This window comes from Oscillatoria sp. FACHB-1407, from assembly GCF_014697545.1.
Classification (GTDB): Bacteria; Cyanobacteriota; Cyanobacteriia; order Elainellales; family Elainellaceae; genus FACHB-1407.
Genome location: NZ_JACJSA010000021.1, coordinates 82,483 through 103,683, shown reverse-complemented (window position 1 = coordinate 103,683; position 21,201 = coordinate 82,483). Strand labels below are relative to the sequence as shown.

17 protein-coding genes are annotated in these 21,201 nt (G+C 49.7%); 8 read left to right on the top strand and 9 right to left on the bottom strand.

Features of this window, described 5'->3' with window-relative positions:
• Nucleotides 1-278: 278 nt before the first annotated feature.
• The 3 genes from H6G89_RS26770 to H6G89_RS26760 all read left to right on the top strand — a co-directional run bounded on the left by H6G89_RS26770 (nucleotide 279) and on the right by H6G89_RS26760 (nucleotide 2,607).
• Entirely contained in the window at nucleotides 279-869 is a 591-nt protein-coding gene (locus H6G89_RS26770; RefSeq protein WP_242060133.1) for a DUF3727 domain-containing protein, read from the top strand.
• Between the two features lie 93 nt (nucleotides 870-962).
• Nucleotides 963-2,045: an endolytic transglycosylase MltG gene (mltG, locus tag H6G89_RS26765; RefSeq protein WP_190512353.1), complete on the top strand. Its 1,083-nt coding sequence runs from the start codon at nucleotides 963-965 to the stop codon at nucleotides 2,043-2,045.
• Between the two features lie 43 nt (nucleotides 2,046-2,088).
• On the top strand, nucleotides 2,089-2,607 hold the full coding sequence (locus tag H6G89_RS26760) for a YqeG family HAD IIIA-type phosphatase (protein WP_190512352.1): 519 nt from the start codon (nucleotides 2,089-2,091) through the stop codon (nucleotides 2,605-2,607).
• A 382-nt stretch (nucleotides 2,608-2,989) separates the two neighbouring features.
• On the opposite strand, the gene H6G89_RS26755 is transcribed toward H6G89_RS26760, so the two are convergent.
• A complete protein-coding gene (locus H6G89_RS26755; protein ID WP_190512350.1) occupies nucleotides 2,990-3,205 on the bottom strand; it encodes a hypothetical protein in 216 nt (71 codons plus the stop codon).
• 28 nt (nucleotides 3,206-3,233) lie between these two features.
• On the opposite strand from H6G89_RS26755, the gene proB reads away from it, so the two are divergent.
• Nucleotides 3,234-4,343: a glutamate 5-kinase gene (gene proB / locus H6G89_RS26750; protein ID WP_190512437.1), complete on the top strand. Its 1,110-nt coding sequence runs from the start codon at nucleotides 3,234-3,236 to the stop codon at nucleotides 4,341-4,343.
• Here the strand turns inward: proB and H6G89_RS26745 are convergent.
• The 4 genes from H6G89_RS26745 to H6G89_RS26730 form a co-directional block, all read right to left on the bottom strand.
• The gene (locus tag H6G89_RS26745) at nucleotides 4,340-4,834 is read right to left on the bottom strand and encodes a GNAT family N-acetyltransferase (RefSeq protein WP_199336950.1); all 495 of its coding nucleotides are present in this window, start codon (nucleotides 4,832-4,834) and stop codon (nucleotides 4,340-4,342) included. The two genes, proB and H6G89_RS26745, sit on opposite strands and share 4 nt — an antisense overlap.
• Entirely contained in the window at nucleotides 4,824-4,979 is a 156-nt protein-coding gene (locus H6G89_RS26740; RefSeq protein ID WP_190512347.1) for a hypothetical protein, read from the bottom strand. Before H6G89_RS26740 ends, H6G89_RS26745 begins: the two co-directional genes overlap by 11 nt.
• Nucleotides 4,980-5,067: 88 nt before the next feature.
• Nucleotides 5,068-5,790: a class I SAM-dependent methyltransferase gene (locus H6G89_RS26735; protein WP_199336949.1), complete on the bottom strand. Its 723-nt coding sequence runs from the start codon at nucleotides 5,788-5,790 to the stop codon at nucleotides 5,068-5,070.
• A 26-nt stretch (nucleotides 5,791-5,816) separates the two neighbouring features.
• Nucleotides 5,817-6,116 carry an antibiotic biosynthesis monooxygenase family protein gene (locus H6G89_RS26730; RefSeq protein ID WP_190512345.1) on the bottom strand — a complete coding sequence of 100 codons (300 nt, stop codon included), beginning with the start codon at nucleotides 6,114-6,116 and terminating at the stop codon, nucleotides 5,817-5,819.
• Between the two features lie 230 nt (nucleotides 6,117-6,346).
• Here H6G89_RS26730 and H6G89_RS26725 point away from each other — a divergent pair, with 230 nt between their 5' ends.
• Both H6G89_RS26725 and H6G89_RS26720 read left to right on the top strand, forming a co-directional pair.
• Nucleotides 6,347-7,027 carry a DUF2834 domain-containing protein gene (locus H6G89_RS26725; RefSeq protein ID WP_190512343.1) on the top strand — a complete coding sequence of 227 codons (681 nt, stop codon included), beginning with the start codon at nucleotides 6,347-6,349 and terminating at the stop codon, nucleotides 7,025-7,027.
• A 278-nt stretch (nucleotides 7,028-7,305) separates the two neighbouring features.
• The gene (locus tag H6G89_RS26720; RefSeq protein WP_190512341.1) at nucleotides 7,306-8,490 is read left to right on the top strand and encodes a WD40 repeat domain-containing protein; all 1,185 of its coding nucleotides are present in this window, start codon (nucleotides 7,306-7,308) and stop codon (nucleotides 8,488-8,490) included.
• A 9-nt stretch (nucleotides 8,491-8,499) separates the two neighbouring features.
• Here H6G89_RS26720 and H6G89_RS26715 read toward each other — a convergent pair whose 3' ends face one another.
• Entirely contained in the window at nucleotides 8,500-10,800 is a 2,301-nt protein-coding gene (locus H6G89_RS26715) for a serine/threonine-protein kinase (RefSeq protein WP_242060132.1), read from the bottom strand.
• Between the two features lie 234 nt (nucleotides 10,801-11,034).
• Entirely contained in the window at nucleotides 11,035-12,729 is a 1,695-nt protein-coding gene (locus H6G89_RS26710) for a trypsin-like peptidase domain-containing protein (protein WP_190512337.1), read from the bottom strand.
• A gap of 447 nt (nucleotides 12,730-13,176) precedes the next feature.
• Between H6G89_RS26710 and H6G89_RS26705 the strand changes: the two genes are divergently transcribed.
• Nucleotides 13,177-14,994: a caspase family protein gene (locus H6G89_RS26705; protein WP_190512335.1), complete on the top strand. Its 1,818-nt coding sequence runs from the start codon at nucleotides 13,177-13,179 to the stop codon at nucleotides 14,992-14,994.
• A gap of 51 nt (nucleotides 14,995-15,045) precedes the next feature.
• Here H6G89_RS26705 and clpB read toward each other — a convergent pair whose 3' ends face one another.
• Nucleotides 15,046-17,766: an ATP-dependent chaperone ClpB gene (gene clpB, locus H6G89_RS26700; RefSeq protein ID WP_190512333.1), complete on the bottom strand. Its 2,721-nt coding sequence runs from the start codon at nucleotides 17,764-17,766 to the stop codon at nucleotides 15,046-15,048.
• Between the two features lie 556 nt (nucleotides 17,767-18,322).
• Here clpB and H6G89_RS26695 point away from each other — a divergent pair.
• On the top strand, nucleotides 18,323-20,131 hold the full coding sequence (locus H6G89_RS26695) for a tetratricopeptide repeat protein (protein ID WP_190512331.1): 1,809 nt from the start codon (nucleotides 18,323-18,325) through the stop codon (nucleotides 20,129-20,131).
• A 235-nt stretch (nucleotides 20,132-20,366) separates the two neighbouring features.
• Here H6G89_RS26695 and H6G89_RS26690 read toward each other — a convergent pair whose 3' ends face one another.
• Nucleotides 20,367-21,200, bottom strand: coding sequence for a DUF928 domain-containing protein (locus H6G89_RS26690; RefSeq protein WP_190512329.1), 834 nt, complete (start codon nucleotides 21,198-21,200; stop codon nucleotides 20,367-20,369).
• Nucleotide 21,201: the final 1 nt, after the last annotated feature.

Genomic DNA, 21,201 nt, shown 5'->3' with positions numbered 1-21,201 from the left:
CAAGCAGTCTAAATCTAGAGTGCAATTGATGAGTGAATCCGATTGGTTTGAAAATAATTGGGTTCAACTCATGCTGTAAATTTTTTTATGGAGTAGATTTTGAGAAATATGGAGCAGTCATTGGTGTAAAGTTACTATGAACGTTGCTGTGCGGGACTTTTTAATCGGATTAATACCTAAAAACATGGGTTTATAAATCAGCAATTTTTAGCAATCTGTCAACACAGGTTCAACCAATTTCAACATGACGCTCTAAACGGGATGCAGAGGTAAATGGCATGACTAAGCAAAACATGGATGAAGAAGATCCAGGAATGGAGGGTGAAGAGGATTTACCAACCGTAAATCTCTCGGACGAAGCAGGGCGATCGCTCCTCTGTTATATCGAGAACTCAATGGAGGTCGAAGGAGAGGAATATCTGTTGCTGCGCCCGGTTGATTCACCCATCGAGATTTTTGCCTGGGAGGCAGATGATGAGGATGAGGATGAGGAAACCCTCGTTGATATTGAAGACGATGAAATTGATGACATCTTCAGTACGGCGCGGGCAGTTCTGGCAGAGCAGGATTTGACACTCAATCGGGCTGCTCTGACGTTGACGGTTTCTGGAGATTTGCCGGAGCCAACCGAAGAGGACACCATCACGCTCGACTTGGGTGAAGATGAGGCACTGGTGGGTTCAGAGGAGTTTCAATTGTTGGCAAACTTCTTCTATGAAGAACAGGAGTACGCCATTTGCACCCCCCTCGAACCAATCCTATTCTTTGCCCGTATGAACGGGGATGGAGAGCCAGAATTGCTCTCGCCAGAAGAGTTTCAAGCCGTGCGATCGCAACTGGAAGATCAACTCTTTAGCGAGCTAGAGTAGAATCTAGTCTTTATATATTGTTTGTGCCATCGCCTCAGCCTCCTGAGGCGTTTTAGTTGTTTCCTGCTGGTCACTGAATGACAGCTACCAATCATGTCTAAGTGGTTGTTTTACCTGCTTGTGTTGCCTGCAACTCTGGGTTTATGTGGGTGGCAGGGTTGGCTCTGGTGGAGTTGGGCAAGCTCCCCTGCCGTTGCAGCATCTAACAGCGCAACCGCGACGGATCAGCCCATTCAAATCGAGATCCCCGAAGGAACATCTGCCCAACAAATTGGCGAAGACTTAGAAGCAGCAGGGATCATTCAATCCGCCGACGCATGGAACTTATGGACACGTTGGCAATCTCTGCGCGATCGCCAGGGTGGGTTTCAAGCGGGAACCTACGAACTCTCGCCGACTGAGCCATTAGCCGCGATCGCCAATATCGTGTGGCAGGGCAATGTCGTTCAACAGAGCTTTACGATCCCCGAAGGGTGGGGAATGAAGGAAATTGCAGCCTACTTTGAAGAACAGGGCTTTTTTGCGGCGGACGCATTTTTAGCCGCCACTCAACAAATTCCGCGCGATCGCTATCCCTGGTTGCCACCAGACATTGTTAATCTGGAGGGGTTTCTCTATCCCGATACCTATCAAGTGGCAGAAATTTCCACTCCAGAAGCCGTCATCAACCAGATGCTCGATCGCTTTGAGCAGGCAGCTCTGCCCATTTATGAGCAGAATCAAGCGAATAGCCCCTATACCCTGCTGGAATGGGTCACTTTGGCAAGTATCGTGGAGCGAGAAGCCGTCGTTGGTGAGGAACGTCCCCTGATTGCCAGTGTTTTTGCCAAGCGGTTACGGGAGGGAATTCCTCTAGGGGCAGATCCAACGGTCGAGTATGCCTTTGGCATTCGCCAGACCCCCGATCAACCCTTGACCTTTGCCCAGGTCAATACTCCATCTCCGTACAATACCTACGTTAATGCCGGGTTGCCACCGGGACCGATCTCCAGCCCTGGGCTTGCTAGTCTAGAGGTGTCACTTAACCCGACTGACACCGAATATCTCTACTTTGTTGCTCGCTATGATGGCACCCATGTGTTCAGTCGTACCCTGGCGGAGCACCAAGCGGCTCAAGACCAAATCCACGATAATTTAGAGCAGCAACGCGAAGCACCAGCCAACTCCGTCCAGTAGGTTACCTGATTACTCGTCCACTACCCGTAACTCCTTTGTTGATATGTCTTGGGGCAAACTTCTAGAGCCTGATTTGATTTTGGGAAACTCAATTTTGAGTTTGACCCTTGATGTTTTGCAGAAAAACAACCTGAAGGGGTTGGTGTTGGATGTAGATGAAACTCTAGTGCCGATGAGTGCAGTGCAAGCCTCGGATGAGTTGAAGCAGTGGGTTCAGGAGCTAAGACCCAGTGTGGAACTGTGGCTCGTCAGCAACAATATCAGCCAGGCTCGCATCAGTCGCATTGCCGAATCCCTTAATCTCCCTTATATCCTTGGCGCACGAAAGCCCTCTCGCCGCAAATTGCGGCAAGCCGTCACCGCTATGAACATTCCCTTTGAGCAGGTGGCAATGGTGGGCGATCGCCTCTTTACCGATGTCTTAGCCGGAAACCGTCTCGGTATGTTTACCATTCTGGTGGAGCCGATGGTTGATCCCGCGAAGTTGGTGAGACGCTACCCCATTCGCACGGTTGAAGTATGGCTCTCTCAAGTGCTGGGGGCATCGCTTAACTCTCGATGAGAGTCAGCACTCCTTTTACGAAAACCGTTGATTTAGCCTGGGCGATCGCTTGAAACGCCTTCGCTACAAAGGTCGTTGGGAATGCAGTATGATTTACATAGCTTTACACTTCACAATGAATCCTCAAGTCAGTAGACATTCGGACAACAATCTAAAGAAAACATTAAAGCGGCTAGAAATTCTCAATATTTCTGGGATGCTACTTATAGATAAATGGGGTCGTAACTTATAAAGACCCTAGTGAATAAATCCCTGTGAATACTATGTAAGGCGTCGATTCCCACCAATAGGGGATTGGCGTCTTGCAATTTGTGGGGCAAAAGAGCATAGGGAGTGAGACTCGCCTGCACTGGGATGACGCGAGGAAGTAGCGAGTAGCGGTCTACAAATGACCAATTGGGTTCAAGGTCACCCACTGACCACTGACGATTGACCATTGACCCATAACCACTGACGATTGACCATTGACCCATAACCACTGACGATTGACCATTGACCACTGACGATTGACCATTGACCACTGACGATTGACCATTGACCACTGACGATTGACCATTGACCCATAACCACTGACCCATGACAATTGACAATTGACCATTTCAGCACGTCACATTCAACCCATTCCGATGCCTCAAACGCTAGTCATCAAAATCGGCACATCGAGCCTCACCCACCCTGATACAGGATATTTAGCACTCTCAACGATCGCTGCCTTAGTAGAAACCCTGAGCCACCTCCAACGGCAGGGACATCAGGTGATTTTGGTGTCATCGGGCGCGGTTGGGGTGGGTTGTGCTCGGTTAGGGATGACGGAGCGACCCAAATCGATCGCCATGAAGCAAGCCGTTGCCGCTGTAGGACAGGGGCGGTTGATGCGCGTATATGATGACCTGTTTACCACCCTGGGACAACCGATTGCTCAGGTGCTCCTGACGCGCAGCGATCTGGTGCAGCGTAGCCGCTATGTCAACGCCTACCGCACATTTCGACAGCTACTGAAACTGGGGGTAATTCCCATCGTCAATGAGAACGATACCCTGGCGGTGGAGGAGTTGAAATTTGGCGATAACGATACCCTGTCGGCGTTGGTTGCTAGTCTGGTTGAGGCAGATTGGCTGTTTTTGCTGACGGATGTCGATCGCCTCTATTCGGCTGATCCCCGCTCGAATCCCAACGCTCAACCCATCACCCTGGTCAACAGCATTCAGGCATTGCAAGAGCAGGTAGAAGTGGGCGATCGCGGCTCCAATTGGGGGACAGGGGGGATGGTAACCAAGATCGCAGCGGCAAAAATTGCCATGAATGCGGGAGTCCGTACGGTGATTACCGAGGGGCGATCGCCCCAGAACATTGAGCGTATTTTGCAGGGCGAACCGTTGGGAACCCAGTTTGAGCCAGAACCCCAACACTTTAACGCTCGCAAACGCTGGATTGCCCACGGGTTAGTGCCTGCGGGCAAACTCTATCTCGATAATGGAGCGGTGAAAGCGATCGCTGAACTGGGTAAGTCTCTGTTAGCCGCGGGCATCAAAGAACTCGAAGGCGAATTTCAAAGCCAGGATGCGGTGCAACTCTGTGACCTCACTGGACACGAGATCGCCAGAGGCATTGTCAATTACAGCAGCAACGAACTGCAAAAAATTATGGGTGCTCACTCCGATGAGATTCCCAAAATCCTGGGTTACGTGGGAGCAGAAACCGTTGTGCATCGAGACAATCTGGTGGTGAGCATCTAAGCTTGCCAGTCCCTTTTTACGATGCCGTACTGCACAATGTCCTTGAATTCGCCCCACTTCAAGAAATATTGGGGACGATAGCCCTCCTGGTGCATCCCAATTTTTTGCATGACTCGTCCCGATGCTGGATTGCAGGCAAAGTGAGTAGAGTGAATACGATGTAACTCCAGTTGCTCAAAGCCATACTGTAGAATGGCTTCACCCGCTTCGGTACAGATTCCCTTGCCCCAATTGGGTTTACCGATCCAATATCCCAACTCAGCGTGGCGGTTCACCGGATCAATCCCCAGCCCGATCGCCCCACACAAGCGATTTTGGTTTTGTAAGACGATCGCATAATTGACCTCAGTGCCCTGCTCAAATCGGGCAGCATGGGTTTTGATCCACTCCTCCGCGACATGCAATGGATAGGGATGGGGAATCGAGAGCGTCATTGCTGCAATGTCGCGATCGCCCGCCAACTGTTGTACTATCGGTGCATCATCTAGCACAAACGGACGTAAGAGGAGCCGTTGGGTTTTGAGTATGGGCTGCTGAATCATACACACTTGCCTCGATCCAGGTGTATAGCCGTAGCCCCATTCGCTGGGGCGGAGGCGAGTCAGAAAGCTCTTCCAGAATCAGGGTTTGAGCCATTGCTTCTGTCCTAAGCTTGTTGACCGAAGCTGTATTACAACGTAGTATGTCAGTGCGATGGACTCCAGGCATCCTCTAGCCTGGTCATTCAGTTGGGTGAACCGCCACGACGACCTCCAAACACCGCAAAGCGAAAGTTTTTGTACCAGCAATCGACTTGCTCAAAGCCGATCGCGTCTAACCAGGCTAATTGGGCATCTAATGTCGCAGGGCGATCAAAGGTCATCCGATGTTGTGCCGCCCGCAAATCCAGTTCGGGAATATCGGATGCCTTGACCGCTTTTAACCACTGCTGTTGATAGTACTCCTCCATTTCTGGAGTCTTGCCCAACACCTGGTCAGCGTTGATAAATATGCCACCCGGAGCCAACGCCTCATACACTCGCTGGTATAACTGTTGCTTTTCAGGGTCACTCAAATGGTGAATCGACAATGCCGAGATCACCACGTCGTAGCCTTCACCCAACGCTAATTTCAGATAGCTGCCAACCCGAATCGTAGGAGGCTTGCCCAGGCGATCGAAGCGCAATTTCGCCTGTTGTAGCATCTCTTCAGCGATATCCAGCAGGGTAAACTCCGCATGGGGAAAAGCAGCCTGTACCATCGCTGCACATAAGCCTGTGCCTGCGCCTAAATCTAAAACCTGCAAAGGGGTTGCACGATGCGAAGCGGTTTCCCCAGTTGAGTAACTCCCGGAAATGACCTCAACGACTGTTCCGTAAAATTCATCGAAACAAGGAATGAGCATTCGGCGGGTTGAGTCGTAATCGAGTGCCGCTCTATTGAATGCCTGCTGAATGGTTATGGTCATGGTTTAATTCCCTCGGTGTGCCAACGCTATTCATATTCCAATACGGTTTCAAAATGCTCCACAGTTGGAAATGGATCGTAAAAGTGATGGAGCAGGCGTTTCCAGTCCTGGTAAGCGGGCGATCGCCGAAATCCAAGAGTATGTGCTTCTAACGTTTGCCACCGCACAAGCAGTAGATATCGATGGGGTGTTTCAACACACCGTTGTAATTCATGGGACATGTAGCCTGCTGTTGCTGCAATGAGCGGAGATGCTTCAGCAAATGCTCGTTCAAAATCCTGTTCCATTCCCTGACGAACATCGAGCAAAGCAACTTCTAAAATCATGTTTTGCAACCTTTCAACCGATAAATGTTTCTATCCTAAGTACAACTCGTCGTAAATAGGGGTGGGAATTTGGGGTGCAGGGGTGGAACCCCTGGCTGAGGGCGCAGCCCCCACACCCCCTTGTTTTATTTCCGAACCCTATCTGTGAATAGCAGTACTAAGTCGTTCTCAAGATAGTAGTTCTGCTTCGTCCAAATTTTTAAGCTAAGGCAAATGGTTGGGCGATCGCGATGCTTAGAAAAACAATACTATGGCTCATCTGGGTCACTTTCTCGGCATACACCATTGTGTTAGCTCCCCTGGATCAATCAGAAACCTGGGTGATTGGTTGGAGATTACTAGCATTTCAGTGGCATAAATTGAATGCTTTTATTCCAGCGATTTTCTGGTTAATGGGTGTTGTCCCCATGCTCTACGCTGGTTTAATGTTTGCTGATGGCAGAATGCAACCTTTTCGAGCCTGGACGTATTTTGTTGGCGCAAATTTCACAGGGGTTATTTGTTTGTTGCCCTATCTGATCGTTCGACACCGAAATCAAGAATTCCAAGGCAAGAAAGACGAGTGGCTCAGTATTTTAGATCGACGATCGACGGGTGTTGTGCTGTTAGCTTTAGCTGTTTTTTTAGTGGGATATGGGGCGATCGCAGGTGACTGGAATGAGTACGTCCAACTATTTCAAACTACTCCATTTGTTCATCTGATTAGTCTAGATTTCTGCTTGATTTGTTTGATTTTTCCAATCACATCGTTATTTGATGATGATCTGGCACGACGTGGCTTGACCGATGCGCGCATCTTTTGGGCAGTAGCGTGTTTTCCACTGTTAGGTCCATTGTTGTATTTATGTTTTCGCCCGCCCCTTAACGAGGATGCTTTAAAAATCTATGATTTAGGTAGCATTGGCGACTAAAGTCGCAGCTACAAGCGCAAAACCTGTCTCCGCAGGTTACAGCAGAGCCCGATTGGTCGAAGTTCGCAACGGTGGACTCTGTTCCTGTAGTCGCGGTTTTACCCGCCGAAAACGTCTCAAATATCCTCCAAAAGAGACGTGAGCAAATTCCTTCTAACAAGTTGCGGACGCTTAACAGAGCTAAGTGTGACATATGTTCTATAAAATACACCGACTGGCACGCCAGACAGTTGTAAACTGCTGTAAGCCTCCAACGTTAAATAGGGTCTTGCTGCAATATGGTTATTCGACAAAGCAGTCTGATTTATCTCTCAGCTTTTGTAGCCGTAACAACTTTGCTCTCTAGCCTGTGTAATGTTGCTCAAGCCCAGCGATCGCCTCTCATATCGTTGACCAATGTAAATGCACAAACTGCTAGTGAAACGACTCAGAGAGCAACTTTAGCTCAAACGCGACCAGTGCCAATCTCATCAGAGCCGTCGTGGGCACCGGGAACCATTGATTTATATTCCTTTGATGCCAGCGTTGGGGGGCATACCCGTCCAGTTTATTCAGTTGCTTTTAGCCCTGATAACAACTATTTAGCCAGTGGCGGTGCTGACAGAACTGTCAAAATCTGGAGCTTAACCCCGGCTAATGCTACTCAGCTTGTGCCCTCTCTCTATGTCACGCTGCAAAATGGTAATGCTCAAGTCATTTCTATTGCCTTTAGCTCTAACGGGCAACTACTAGCCACTGGCAGTCTAGATGGCACAGTGCGGATTTGGAACTGGAGAAATAGGCAATTGCTCTATACCTTCTCTCTGCACACCGACAAAGTAGAAACAGTAGTGTTTAGCCCTGATGGTCAAGTACTGGCCAGTGCTGGGGGTGATAAAACCATTCGGTTTTGGAATGTTGCTACAGGCACCCTGATTCGTGAGATCGAGAGTGAGCAGTGGATCACCTCTCTTGCCTTCAGCCCTGACGGAACACGCCTTATCAGTAGCGGCTTAGGGCGGCGAGTCGAGGTATGGAACTGGCAACAAGGGAGACAACTTGAGAGCTTTGGCAGTTATTCCAGCCCAATCTATGCGATCGCTCTTAGTCCTGATGGTCAAGCGATCGCCTTTAGTCCCAATAGTGTCAGCCCAGGAGCAGCTACCTCGTCCAATGCAGTCACCGATCGCAACACAATTCATCTGCTCAACCTAGAAGGGGAAGCCGTGATAGAACCGCTAGCAGGACATACCGATTACATTCGAACGCTGACATTTAGTCCAAGTGGTCGTTTTTTGCTGAGCGGTAGTTGGGACAACACCATCAAGCTTTGGGATCTGCAAACAGGCCAACTGTTTCGCAATTTTGCTGACATCACCGCTCAACGGGTGTTATCTGTAGCATTCAGCCCAAACGGCAGGATGTTTGCCTGTGGTAGTGGCGATGCTAGCGTTCAACTGTTTGTGTCGATAGAAACTCGATAGCCTATCAAACTAGAGTCGTCGTGTTGGAGCCACTCTGTTAGGACGGGAAGACCCACTACTCGTTGATGGTCTGGGAGGGTTGCTCGAACCTGATGGGCGGTTCCTTTGCAAATCACGAGCTGCTTCTTGCTGTCTTGCCCGTTCTGCGGCTTGTGCTTCAGCTTCTCGTTGGCGTTGTTCTGTAAGCTTTTGCTCTGCTTGCTCAACGATTGCCCAGAGAGTGTCTTTCCAATAAGAGCTGTTGCGATCGACAGGCACACCCAGGATCTTAATCTGGTTGATCGCATCTAAGGCTGCCTGCCACTTCTGATTGCTAACGGCTTGTTGAGCCTCATCCAGATGTTTCTGGTTTGCCTGTTGCTCGGCTTCCCAAGTTACCAGGGTGGTTGTCGCCTGTGCTGTTGTTGGTGTGTCCTCTGGAATCGTTCTGAGCAGGTCGATCGCCGCTTCAAATTGACCCTGCTGATACAAATCGGTTGCCTTTGTCAGCATTGTGGTGGCCCACCCTTGCAGCCGAGATGATACCTGTGTGTAGCTTGTCATCTCAGGGGTGATTTTGTTTACCAGAGCGATCGCTGCCTCAAACTGACCTTGCTTGGCTAAATTTTCTGCTTGAGCTAAACGGCACTCTCCTAGCAAATTTTGAGCCGACTGATTGAGTTCGTCATAACGACTAGCAAAGGTTTCGGCTTGCTGAATGCATTGATCATACTCTTTTGAATTTTTGAGAGTGGCGATCGCAGCTACGGCCTGTTCACTCTGGCGATATTGCTGTTGCTGAAACCAATACACCGCGCCAACCGTAAATCCAGCTAGCACCAACAAACCGCCAAAACCGATTGCTAAACGGGATCGCCTGAATGCAGTTGATGGAGGTACAGCCAACGGTACATCGGCTGAGGAAAAAGATGGACTGGCTGCACTGGTTTCGCCAGCAGGAGGACTGGTAGAAGCTGGAAGAGGAACGGTAATGTGGGTCCTAGAAGGGGCGCTCGCTGCTGGGGTAGGGTGTTCTTCAACGGTTGCAGAAGTGAGTGGTAACGGTTCGTCAACTGACTTAGGTGAGGAGATCGAGGTTTCATCAGCGGTTGACTGAACGGCACTACCATCAGCGTGGTTAGTTGGAGTATCTGGGGCGATCGCTTCCTCTTCAACAGGTGTGTCAACAGGTGTGTCAACAGTAGAGTGACCACCCTTGACAGTCACATCAATACTTTTAACCGCCATTCCATCGGCAACGCTATCAGGTTGATGAGCTCCATCAAGCAGAGCATCAGCCGCATGAATTGCAATCTTCTCCTCATTCTCATTAACAGGATCGGTAGAGGCAGATTCCTCATCGATTAGAGATTTTTTAGCCGGAGGGTTAGCAATGACTGTTGAGTTTTGAGTTGACGTAGATTGAGTAATCTCAGTCGGTTGTGTAACCCGTTGAGGTTGCTTTGTGCCAGGAACTAATACAGTCTTATCTGAACGGGAAGTGACAGGTCTAACCGATTGAGAAGGCTTAAAGACAGCAGTTTGTCGAGTAAATAAACGGTGTAACCCTGTTATCAAAGCTTGTGGAGTCCGAGTTTGATTGAGCAAGTTCAACGCTTGCAAGACTTCTTCGGCAGATTGATAACGCTCTCGAAAGTGATAGCGCACCATCTTGGTTAAGATCTGTTTCAAGGGAGCGCTAGCACTGGTCAAGGACTGCCAGACAATCTCGCCCGTCTGGGGGTCTTTCTGAAAATCCTCAGGGTCAACCCCAGTTAGGGCTTGAATAGCAATGATGCCCAGAGCATAAAGGTCACTATTGGGGGAGGGCATTCCATTCAGTTGTTCAGCAGGCATATAACCTGGTGTGCCCACTGCAATTGTTAGCTTGCCACTCCCTGCTCCAGCAGCAGACGGCAAAATTTGCTTAACGGCACCAAAATCGAGTAAAACGAGTCGATTGTCAGTTTTGCGGCGAATGATGTTGTCTGGTTTGATATCTCGATGGATAACCTGCTGACCGTGAATAAACTGCAAAACCTCTAAAATTTCGCAAAGCAACAGTTGTACCTGCTCTTCACTCCATTGATAGCCAATCTGCAATTCCTCATTGAGTGAATGTCCTTCAATGAAATCTTGAACCAGGTAAAAGCTTTCATCTTCAACAAAAAATGCAAGCAGTTGAGGAATTCGATCATGCTTCTTTCCCAACTGCTCTAAAGTAACCGCTTCCTCATGAAACAGGCGTTTAGCATTTTCCAAAAAGGCTGGGTTTTGGTTATCAGACCGGAGTTGCTTGATAACACATAAGGGTGTACCTGGTCGATCCATATCTTCAGCAAGATACGTTACGCCAAAACCACTTGGAGGAGCCAAGGTTCTTTTGACACGATAACGTCTTCTCAGGACGGCGTTGGGTTCAAGTTCATTCATCACAACTGAAGCGGTTAACCTTGAGTGAGCCTTGCTTCATTCTTATCTAATTTTTACGTGTGGTAAAACTTTAATACGCTTATAGGCAGCCAGCTAGAGGAATTACCGACCAACACCTCCCCTCAATTAACACTAAAGTTTTTTTGCACTAACAGAACTGGTGTAATACAAAAGAACCTGGCGATCGATATCGAGACTAATTTCGAGCTTTTGTCCATCTTCGAGCAAATGCCCTCTTTGGGGATCAATGCGGATACCGTCCACAAATATTCCATTTGTGCTAGGGGTTACACCATCTCCATCCAAAATGCGGTACGTATTGCCCTCCCGCTGAAAAATGGCGTGTTTCCCCGAAAATACCTTCCAACTGGGTTCATCAGGCACCTGCAAATCTGCCCAAACAATATCTCGCCCTAACTGATGACGAGCTTTGGTAAGAGAAAACTGGCAGCTTTGCCCTTGGGCATTTTTTAGCGTGATAGATGCCTGAACAGCGGGTGCAGGAGGGGCAAACACAGTGGTAATGCGACGAGCAAACCCACCCAGGCTAGGTGACACGCCTCGGTTTGCACCTATGTCTCCACCCACTAAGGTGTCGCGTCCGATCGCCGCACTGGTGGATTGTGGAGCGATTTGTAACAAAGCAAACTTACTTCTATAAAGCCAAAATCCTAAAGCACCAATAACACCACCCATCAGCACAATGACTAGCCATAACAGCGGATTCATATTAGATCCTTCTGCCATTGCTTTCTGGCTATTGCTAATTAGGGTGTCAATTTCAGAATGGTATTTGAATAAATCTCGAATTTGTTCAAATTGGATGCTAGCACGCCGATAATCGCCCCTCCAGTACAAATCTAAACCCTTGCTATACAGTGAATCAACGGTTCCCTGAGTAGCAGTAGTACCAGCATCTCCAATAAATTCATTCAGTGTCTCTGTCCGAACAGCAAATCCAAAGCTTGAAGCACTTCGAGGCGAGTCAAGATTGCCAAAGGTGACCATGCCAATCACCTTACCTTCACTGTTTAATACTGGACTGCCGGAGCTACCAGGTGCAACAGGGGCACTCAGTTGCAACACAGGCACATTGTCAGCAGTCCGTTTATTAGCAGCAGAGACGCTTCCTTGTGTTACAGATGCTTCAAATACAGACTCATCGTCTAACGTATCAAAACTATCTGCAACACTTGGATAACCAATGACAATGACAGGCTCTAAAATCTGTACCTGACCAGAATCTCCCAATTCAAGTGCAGGCGTATTTTCGAGTGAAACTTTGATGATCGCTGCGTCTTTGCCAACGACATCTGTCACATCATCAATTGGTGTTCCATAGGATTTGACATCAAAATCGAGTGATCCTTCATTTGGTAACAGGACTCGATTGAGTTGCGTTGGTTCTGGGCGGCTGCTCCGTTGCTCGACGTGTTGTCTGAGGGCATCACCGCTTAAACCTCTGCCCAAATCTTCTCCAAAGTTACGTTGTAATCTCTCGACAAATGTATCAAAGAGTCTGTCTTTACATTCCCCTCGTCCTTCTTGACTGTTTTGGACGACGTGGGCATTCGTGGCAATGTAGCCATCAGAATTAATAAAAAATCCAGTTCCCATGCCGCCATAACTGACATCATAGGTGTAAGTGTAGGAGCCATCTGGATTGTATTTATATTCAGCAAAACAGACATCAACAATCCGTACTACGGCTGGGCGGGCACGCATGGCTAAACGTCGGTCTTGCTCGGCTTGAGAGATATTGGCAGAGGCGATTTGAGGCGAAAAGATGAGCGATATGACAAATAAAGCGGTCAACGGTTTATACATAGATGATTCCTGATGCACTGTGATTAATGTAACTGCTTCAGTTGCGACGAGGTGATGCTCACCCTTCTTAAGGATGTGCTCAATTTATCCTCCACTTTTTTCCTCTAGAAGAGAGCAAGGGGTAAGGAGAATTTGAAAGGATATTACAGACATGGGTTAACCCTAGATGCACAGGAATTAAAGCCATGGCTTCGTCAATCAATCGTTTAGGAGTCCCGCAATAATAGTCTTATTGAGTGCTCAATAGCACAAAGCTCACCATTAGTAAACGATTTCAATGTTGAGGTGAGGTTTCTATTGTTACTACAAAAAATAGTATGACTCTTCAAATTATTCAAGTGTTTAGAAGATGGGGAATAGGGCAATGTTGGCGATCGCTAGTTTGCCTCACAAATATCCTGTAAGCTCATTACATTGCTTGACGCACAGATACAGACGCACAGACACATGGTTAGAGCAGCGTTGTTAGTCGGGGTCAGCCAATATGGGACGGGTTTAAAGCCGTTATCTGAAGCTCCTAAAGATGCGGAGGCGATCGCCCGTGTCTTAAGAGATCCTGATATTGGCGGGTTTGAGCAAGTCTCAACTTTAACCAATCCCACTGTTGGCGAAATGCAGGAAGCGATTGAGAGATTCTTTAAAGATCGCCAACGCGATGATTTAGTACTTTTTTTCTTCTCAGGACACGGCATTAAAGATGATAGCAATCGCTTTTATTTTGGGACGCAATCGACTCGTAAAGATGAGCAAGGAAAACTCGTGCGATCGTCTGCGGTGTCTGCCAATTTTGTCCAGGAGATCATGGATGATTGCCGCTCTAAACGCCAGGTTGTGATTTTAGATTGTTGTTTTAGTGGTGCGTTTGGTCACAACGTGCGGGCTAAAGATGATGACTCCGTTGAGATTAAGGGGCAGTTGGGCGGTGAAGGACGAGCTATTTTAACCTCATCTACCTCTACCCAGTACTCCTTTGAGCAGTCAGGGGCAGAGCTATCGGTCTATACCCGATATGTAGTAGAAGGGATCGAAACTGGAGCAGCCGACCTAGACAATGATGGCAATATTTCAGTAGATGAGTTGCACGACTATGCTCGACAGCGGGTGAGAGAAGCGGCTCCAGCCATGAAGCCAGAAATTTATCCGGTCAAAGAAGGCTATAAAATTTTTCTGACAAAAGCTCCCGTTGATGACCCAGCATTGCGCTATCGCAGGGAGGTGCAACGGTATGCCAGTCGGGGCGAGATTTCATCGGTGAGCCGCACAATGCTGGAATTTCAACGCCAAGCCCTGGGGGTTTTACCAGAAACGGCATCTCTGATTGAGGAGGAGGTGTTACAGCCTTATCAAGCTTATAAGGAGAATTTGCGCCGTTATCAACAAGTGCTGCTGGAAGCCTTGCAAAAAGGCAGCCTTGATGCAGATACTCGTGAAGATTTACAACGCTTTCGGTACTTTTTGGGCTTGCGACAGGAAGATGCTCAGGTCATTCAAGATAGCATCCTCAATGACTGTCACATTCAGGTAGAGCAGGCATTTCGGGAGCAAGATTGGGTAGAGGCGATCGCCCCTCTTCAACTGTTGTTAGCGCTGCAACCCGATAACCGCGAGTGTCAAGTCAAGCTCGACCATGCCAGACGCCAAAAACAATTAGCAGAGTGGTATAACGAAGCTCGCTGGTTGTCTCGCTCAGAACGATGGCAAGAGGTCATTCAGAAATTAGAGCGAATCCGGGCATTAGCAGCAACCTACCCCGACCCAGAGCACCTCTGGGAAACTGCCCAAACCCAACTTTCAGTTCGTCCCCGTCCCACATCTCAAATACAACCTGTTCCAAGTCATCCGTCTCAGTCTCGATTGGTTCAAAAGCAATCTTCCAGTCCAGGAGGGTCTGTCATACCAATCATGATTACGATCGCTCTGCTGTGGCTGTTATCGGGTGTCGTTGGAATTGCCCTATCGACCGGGTTGAGTGTCACAGATGAACCTCAAATCTCCCTAGCAGTTGTAGGGGCAATCACAGGTGCCATTGATGGCGTCTTAACTGGCTTGTGGCTCAATGCTACAACACGGCGATCGCCCAAACTACTCATAAGCGGTGGAATAGTAGGTGGCGTTTTGGGTGCGATTGGATGGGCACTTGCGTATGGCATCTTAAATGCAGATCCGATGACATGGTCTGGTTCAGGAGCTACAGTTGGTGCATTACTCGGCTTCGTCACAGGTGCAATTGTGCTCTGGGGATTGGCACAAACAAAACAACCGTGATGATATTCTGCTGCCGCTTAGCCTCAGCACCTCAGTGTTAGCCTCAGCACCTCAGTGATCGACTGCAACAACAGGGTTGGTGTTCACTACGGGATCAACTTCATTTGGAATCTCTGGCACGGATACCACAGGCGCAGCAACTTTTGGCAATTCCTTTTTCGTGAAGGTCAGCGCTTGATCCACCACGTCGATGAGGACAGTATCCCCTTCAACAAAGGTATTCTCCAGGATCTTGGTTGCCAGTGGATTCTCGATCTCCTTCTGAATGGCGCGTTTTAACGGACGTGCCCCATACGCTGGATCATTGCCGACCTCAGCAATGTGATTTTGCGCTTCAGGCGTCATTTCCAACGCGATTTTTTGGTCGGCTAACAGGCGAGATACGCGCTGAAGTTGAATAGCGACAATCTTTTGCAGTTCTTTGAGACTCAACGCATGGAAGAGAATGATGTCATCCACGCGATTGAGAAACTCTGGGCGGAAGTGCGATCGCAACCCATCCAGCACCCGCTTTTGCATTTCGTCATAGCGGGAGTCATCGCCTGACACGTCCAGAATGTACTCACTGCCGATGTTGCTGGTCATCACAACGATCGTGTTGCGGAAGTCCACGGTCCGACCTTGAGAATCCGTAATCCGTCCATCATCCAACACTTGCAGCAAGATGTTGAACACATCGGGATGGGCTTTCTCTACTTCATCGAGAAGCAAGACGGAATAGGGATGGCGACGAATTGCTTCGGTGAGTTGTCCGCCTTCTTCGTACCCAACATAGCCCGGAGGCGCACCCACCAGACGGGCAACCGAGTTTTTCTCCATGTATTCCGACATGTCAAGGCGTACCAGCGCATCATCCGTGTCAAATAAGGATTCTGCCAGAGCACGCGCCAACTCCGTTTTACCAACCCCAGTGGGTCCCAAAAACATAAATGAGCCAATCGGACGACCCGGATCTTTCATCCCAGCACGGGCACGCCGAATTGCCGCTGCGACTGCTGATACAGGTTCATCTTGCCCAATCACCCGTTGATGCAAAAAGCTCTCCAGATTGAGCAGTTTTTGTCGCTCTGACTCCATCAGGCGATTCACCGGAATGCCCGTCCACTTCGCCACAATCTCAGCAATGTCGGCTTCTGTCACCTGTTCCCGCAAGAGCGATTTGCCGTGTGCCTGACTCTCAATCAGACTGGCTTCTTTCTCTTCCAGTTCTCGGTGAACCGCTTCTAATCGACCATATTTTAACTGTGCTGCTGTGTTGAGATCGTAGTCACGTTCTGCTTTATCAATTTGTCGGCGTAACTGTTCTTCTTCTTCTTTCAACGCATTGATATCGGATAACAGTTTCTTTTCCGATTCCCACTGCGAACTCAATTTGTTCTGTTGTTCTTTCAGATCGAGGATCTCTTGCTCAATCCGATCGAGGCGATCGCGCGAGGTGCGGTAAGAGCCAATCAGCACCGCCGATTGCCCTTCTCCCTCCAGCGACAATTTTTCCATCTCCAGTTGAATCAGGCGGCGATCGATCGTCTCCAACTCAACTGGCTTGGAGGTAATTTCCATCTTCAGCTTGGCAGCAGATTCGTCTACCAGGTCGATCGCCTTGTCAGGCAAGAAGCGATCGCTGATATACCGATCTGACAGGGTTGCTGCCGCGACCAGAGCCGAGTCAGCAATTTTGACCCCGTGGTGAACCTCATATTTTTCCTTTAAGCCACGCAAAATCGAGATCGTGTCCTCGACGCTGGGCTGACCGACGTAAACCTGCTGAAATCGCCGTTCCAGCGCAGCATCTTTCTCAATGTGTTTGCGGTATTCATCGAGGGTAGTGGCTCCGATACACCGTAGCTCGCCGCGTGCCAGCATCGGCTTCAGCAAGTTGCTGGCATCCATCGTGCCCTGCGAGGAACCTGCTCCCACAACGGAGTGCAGTTCATCAATAAACAGCACGATCTGTCCTTCGGAACTCGTCACCTCCCGCAAGACTGCCCGCAACCGCTCCTCAAATTCGCCCCGATACTTGGCTCCAGCAATCAGCGAACCCATGTCGAGGGTGATCAGTAAACGGTTTTTGAGGGATTCCGGCACGTCGCCGTTGACAATACGTTGCGCCAGACCTTCCGCGATCGCCGTTTTCCCAACGCCCGGTTCCCCAATCAGCACAGGGTTGTTTTTGCTGCGGCGAGAGAGCACCTGTACCACCCGCCGAATCTCTTCATCGCGCCCAATCACCGGGTCGAGCTTCCCGGCTCTGGCTTGCTCTGTCAGGTCACGCCCATACTTTTCCAAGGCGTTGTATCCCGTTTCGGGGGTTTGATTCGTCACCCGTTGGCTGCCTCGTGAGGCTTTAATCGCTGTTTCAAGTTGTTTGGCATCGACATTAGCACCACGAAACAACCGTCTGCCAATGCGATCATCCTCTGCCAATGCCAGGAGCATGTGTTCAACGGCAATAAACTCATCCTGAAAGGCTTTGCGAGCATTCTCTGCCCCATCCAGCATCAAGTCTAAGCCTCGCCCCAAGTAAAGTTGACCGTTGTCAGAGATCTTGGGCTGTCGTTGGGCAAAGGATTCAAGCTGCTGCTTTAGACGTGCGGGTTCAAAGCCAACCTTGGTCAAAATGGTGTTTACTAGCCCCCCTTCTTGCTCTAGAAGGGCGATCGCCACATGTTCTACCTCTAGCTGCTGCTGCCGAAATCGGCGAATCACATCCTGCGACTTTACGATCGCTTCCCAGGCTTTCTCTGTAAATTTGCTAGGGTCAGTGGGCTGCATGTTTGAAACAAAATTCCCAAAAATCAATAGTTCCAGCGTTTTCAGTATAACAAGTTGAGGAATTTCTCGTGAGTAATTTGCCGAATGGGCATGAGGGATAGGGAACCGGAAATGGGGGATAGGCGACGAGAGGGGGAATAGCCACTGAATCAAATGTCTACCCCCAATCCCTAACCCTCACACTGGATCACTCCCCCAACGGTTCCCTGAAATGAGACGTATCATCCAAAATTCACTCAATCTTGACCTGGCTTGCAAACAGCTTTATCGAAGCTGGGGAATACTATTAACAGCACGTTGCTGCTTAAATTGGCTCACCTACTTTGATTTCCTGTTAGTTCGGTTTTGGTTTGAGTTTCCATCGGGGCATTTTAATGTGAAGGGCTACACTGATTGTTTGCGAAGGAATTCGTGGCTACAAAGGCAAGTCTGTTAGTCAGACCGGGGAGTGTATGACGGGCAAAGGCAGTTTACGAATGCAAGCTGCTACACTCGGCTCCTCGCCTAACGATTAGATTCGCCCCTAGGCGGCGATCTCTGCGGAACACATTAACTTATGCTTGGAAGAACAATCGGCGGACGTTACCAAATCATTCGATATCTAGGTGGGGGAGGGTTTGGTCAAACCTACCTGGCTGAGGATTGGCATTTGCCTGGAAAGCCTCAGTGCGTCGTCAAGCAACTCAAACCCAAAGTCACAGAGGCAGATTCACTCCATGCTGCCAGACGGTTGTTTGATCGGGAAGCCGAAGTCCTCTATACGCTGGGCAGTCATGATCAGATCCCTCGACTGTTTGCCCATTTTGAGGAAAATCAGGAATTTTATCTGGTTCAGGAATTTATTGAAGGGGATGTGTTGAGTCGCTTGTTCAAGCGGGGTAAGCGGTTTAACGAAGAGCAAGTCATCCTGATTCTGCATGACATCCTGACCACGCTGGAATTTGTGCATCAACAGCAGGTGATTCACCGCGATATTAAACCCTCCAACTTGATTCGACGTAAGAGCGATCAAAAGATTGTGCTGATTGACTTTGGGGCAGTTAAGCAAATCGGTGCTGTGAGTGATGAGCAGGCGCAAACAAGCATCACGATCGCCATTGGTTCATCAGGTTATATGCCTAACGAGCAGATGGCGGGCAAACCCCGCTTCAGCAGCGATATTTACGCTGTGGGGATGGTGGGCATTCGGGCATTGACGGGTTTGTATCCGGCACAACTGCCAGAAGACCCGCGCACTGGCGAGATTCACTGGCGAGAACACACGGAGGTCACTCCAGAGTTCGCTGATCTGTTGGATGGCATGGTGCGATATGACTTCCGCCAACGCTACCAGTCGGCTTCTGAAGCCTTGAAGGCAATTACCGCGTTGTTAGGCCCAAATCACAGCACGGTGATCATGCCTACAGTTCGTGCCGTGAGTCTGGACGGGCATCTGGCGTGGTTTGAACGGGGAGATGAGTTGTTTCAACTCCAGCGGTATCGAGAGGCGGTGGCGTGTTACGACAAGGTGATTCAGGCGATGCCGGACGATTACCTGATTTGGTTCAAACGGGGAATCGCGCTGGAGAATTTGCAGGAATACGATGAGGCGATCGCCTCCTATGATCAGGTCATTCAGATCCAACCGGATGACTATCTTGCCTGGTTTAAGCGGGGCAAAGCTCTAGAAAACGTGCAGCGATATGATGAGGCGATCGCCTGTTATGACCGGGTGATTGAAATCCAACCGGACAACTACTGGGCATGGCACGATCGGGGACGTGTTCTGGAGGCATCGCAGCGGCTCGAAGAGGCGGTTGCTGCCTATGATCGAGCGGTACAACTCAAACCCGGATTTCAATTGGCAACCCAAAGCCGCAAACGGGTGTTGAGTCAGCTTCAACAGGTGGATCAACTCTACAGCTTGCAGCATTACGACGAAGCGGTTATGTCGTGCGATCGCGCCATTGAGGAGAATCCAGCAGATGCCCTGGCATGGCTGATGCGGGGGATGGCACTGGAGAACCTGCAACAGTATGAGGGAGCCGTCGCGTCCTATGACCAGGTGGTGCAGATTCAACCGGATGACCACCTCGCCTGGTTTAAGCGGGGCAGTGTTTTGGAGCAGTTGCACCAGTACAAAGACGCACTGACCTCCTACACAAAAGTCGTCCAGATTCAGCCAGACAATTATTGGGCATGGCACGATCGCGGTCGGGTGTTAGAGATTTTGGAACGCTATGAAGCGGCACTGGCTGCCTATGACAAAGCTGTGCAACTCAAACCCGACTTTGAAACCGCGTTGGACGGTCGGCAGCGAGTGCTCAACTATTTGAAGCAGGGCAATGTAGTCGCCAATCCATCGATGCAGCCGACAGCGAGTTAGAGGCTGGAGGTGAGGGAGTTGGGGAATGAGGGAGTGGGGGAGTCAGGGTATGTCAGGATTTTGTGGGTTGGACTGACGCCATTGAAACCTGGCTTGATTCCCTTTTCCTATTGAAAAGGAATTTCGGAAGCCCCGCTCTATCTTTCATCCTTCATCCTTCATCCTTCATCCTTTATCTTCTATCCTTCATCCTTCATCCTTCATCCTTCATCCCTCCCCTGCGCTCTCCTATCAACTATCGGGTTACAGGTAGGGTACAACAGGGTGCAAATCGCTGTTGAGCCACGTCTTCTAAATCGACGGATTGCAGGAGGCTTGTCCAATCAGCGGCGATCGCCCCGTTATTGGGTTCTGCCTGACGCAGGGTTGCCAGTGTGGTGAGGGCATCAAACCAGATGCCATTGGTGGCATAGAGCATAGCGCGTTCGCGGGCAGGCGATCGCTGGAGCATGGCGGCTAACTCAGCATTGGGGGTAATGCGTTGAATGCCGCCCTGCGTGAAGATCGGATTGTCAGCATTGCAGTAGACCAGAAAATACCAGCGATACATCTTGCCGACTTCCAAGCCAGGAGCGGTCGAAGGTGGGGTAATGTTAATTACTCCCGATGGGCTGTTCAATGTCAGGGTAGTCTGGTAGACCACATTGTCCTCCTCGTCTAGCAGGACAAACTCCATCGGTAGATTGGGTGTGATCTCGTAAGGAATGTAAAACCAAAAGGTCGGATGCTCAACCGTGGTCAATCCCCAGACCGAATTTCTGGCGGTTGGGGTATTGAGTGGGGTAGATGGGGCAAGAGCCGTGAGCGATTGGGCAGTGGCAGCGGCTGAACAGTCACCCCGACTGGCTCCGCCACGGGTGCGTCCTTCTGGTATACCGCGTTCGGGGGGTGTGGGGGGAGTGTACCAGACCGCTCCGCCTCGGAGGCGATCGCCCGGAGCACCTCGATCAGGTGGAGCGGGTGGAGTCTGTTTGAGAGTTGAGGTGAGGAGGGTGGGATACGCCAGAGCGGGGGCTGTAGCGTGAATCAAGCTAATCAAAGTCAGGGCGATCGCCGCAGGATATTTCATA